Origin of the sequence: Kitasatospora putterlickiae, assembly GCF_039527695.1 — a bacterium.
In the GTDB taxonomy this organism is placed as follows: domain Bacteria; phylum Actinomycetota; class Actinomycetes; order Streptomycetales; family Streptomycetaceae; genus Kitasatospora; species Kitasatospora putterlickiae.
Genome location: NZ_BAAAKJ010000255.1, coordinates 46,808 through 48,847, shown reverse-complemented (window position 1 = coordinate 48,847; position 2,040 = coordinate 46,808). Strand labels below are relative to the sequence as shown.

Genomic DNA, 2,040 nt, shown 5'->3' with positions numbered 1-2,040 from the left:
TGCCGCGCTCGCGGCGGCTGGTCCTGGAGACCCTGGTGCTGCTGCTGGCCGTCGGCGGGCTGGCCGCGCTGCGCGCCCGGGGCGCCTACGCGAGTTCCGGCATCGACCCCCAACTCGCCTTCGCGCCGGTGCTCCTGGCGCTGGTCGTGGTGGGGGCCCTGCTCCGTCTGCTGCCTCCGGTGTTGCTCCGGGCGACCCGGTGGGCGCGCCGCTCGCGCGGCGTGGTCCCGCTGATGGCGCTCGCCCGGGCCGGGCGGCACGGCGGCGCGGCCGCGCTCGCCCTGCTGGTCCTGGTGCTGGCGATGGGCTTCGGGGTGTACGGCGGCCTGGTCCCGCGCACCGTCGAGGACGCCCAGGCGCGGCTCGCCGACTGGCGCACCGGCGGGGCGCCCGTCGCCCTGGTCGGTGCGAAGGAACGGCTGACCGGTGACCTGTCGGGGACGCCGACCGTGGGGCACCAGGTGACCGTCACCGGCGCCACCGGCGAGGTCGTCGCGCGGACCGACGGCACCACCTTCGAGCGCGTCCCGCTGGTCGGGCTGGACGGCGCCGCCCTGGCCGCCGCCCGGCCGTCCTCCCCGGTGGCGCGCGCCCTGGCGGCCACCCCCGAGGCCGACGCGCCGGCCGTCGGCGGCGAGGCCCCCGTGCTCACCGCGCTGGCCGACCCCGCCCTCGCCGCCAGGTTCCCCGACGGCGACTTCGAGCTCGCCACGCTGGGCCTGCCCCGGACGCGGGTCCGGGTGGTCGGCGCCCTGCCCGAGGAGGCGCTGCGCGACCCGGTGCTCGGACCCGTGCTCGGCAGCGGGCCGCCGCGCGGCACGCTGCTGGTGTTCACCGGCCCGTCGGCGCGGCTCCTCCCCGCCCAGAAGAGCCCGTCCGCCGTCCTGCTCTACCCGGCCGCCGGCGGACCGGCCGTGGACCCGGCCGCGGTGCGGACCGCCGCCGTCGCGCAGCTCGCGCCCAGCGCCGCGGGCGGCCCACAGGTCGAACTCCGCGACCGGGAGGTGGAGTTCGAAGCGCTGCACGCGGACGGACTGGCCCGCTCGGTCGAGCTGGCCTTCCGGGTCACCACGCTGCTCGGACTGCTGCTCGGGCTCGGCGCGTTCACCCTGGACCTGCTGCTCAGCGCCACCGAACGGGCCCGGACGACGTCCTACCTGCGCACCCTGGGGACCGGCGGCCGCGCGGTGTTCGCCCTGCAACTGCTCCAACAGCTGCCGCTGCTGCTGGCGGCGGCGCTCGGCGGCGGCGCGTTCGGCCTGCTGCTGCCCGCGGTGTTCGGCTCAGGCCTGCGGCTGGGGGCGATCACCGGCGGGCCGTTCGAGCCCGCGACACACATCGACTGGACGGTCACCGCGGGCCTCGGCGCCGCGCTGGCCGTGCTGATGACGGCGGCGGCCGTCCTGGAGGCGGCGGTCAGCCGGCGCCGCGGACTGGGCGCCGTGCTACGACTGGGGGAGGCGTTGTGAGCGTCCGCGCGACCGAGGAGCCCACGGCCGGCAGCGACCGGCCGATGGTGGTGTGCGAGAGCCTGGTGCGGATCTACCGCACCGGTGGCCGGGCCTGGGACGGGGTCGAGGTGCAGGCCCTGCAGGGCCTGGACCTGACCGTGCGGGAGGGCGAACTGCTGGCCCTGGTCGGCGCCTCCGGTTCCGGCAAGTCCACCCTGCTCGGCATCCTGGCCGGCCTGGACAGCCCCAGCGCCGGCACCGCCGTGGTGGCCGGCACCGACCTGGGCACGCTCAAGGGGCGTGCGCGGACCGCCTACCGGCGCCGCACCGTCGGCACCATCCAGCAGCGGACCGCCGCCAACCTGCTGCCCTACCTGACGGCCCGGGAGAACGTGCGGCTGCCGATGGGCTACGCGGGCGTGCTGCGCCGACTGCGGGCCGCCCGGGCCGGGGAACTGCTCGACCTGATGGGCATCGCCGGCGCCGCCGACCGCACCCCCGCCGCGCTCTCCGGCGGCGAGCAGCAGCGGGTGGCGATCGCCGTCGCGCTCGCCAACGACGTCGCCTACGGCCTGGCGGCCTCGGTGTG

At 78.0% G+C, this 2,040-nt stretch carries 1 protein-coding gene and 1 pseudogene; both read left to right on the top strand.

What is annotated here, in order from left to right:
* Nucleotides 1–1,469 (top strand): annotated as a pseudogene (locus ABD308_RS25750) (hypothetical protein); the annotation flags it as partial.
* 44 nt (nt 1,470–1,513) lie between these two features.
* Nucleotides 1,514–2,040: ABC transporter ATP-binding protein (locus ABD308_RS25745; protein ID WP_344338974.1), on the top strand; the 527-nt coding region annotated here is incomplete at its 3' end.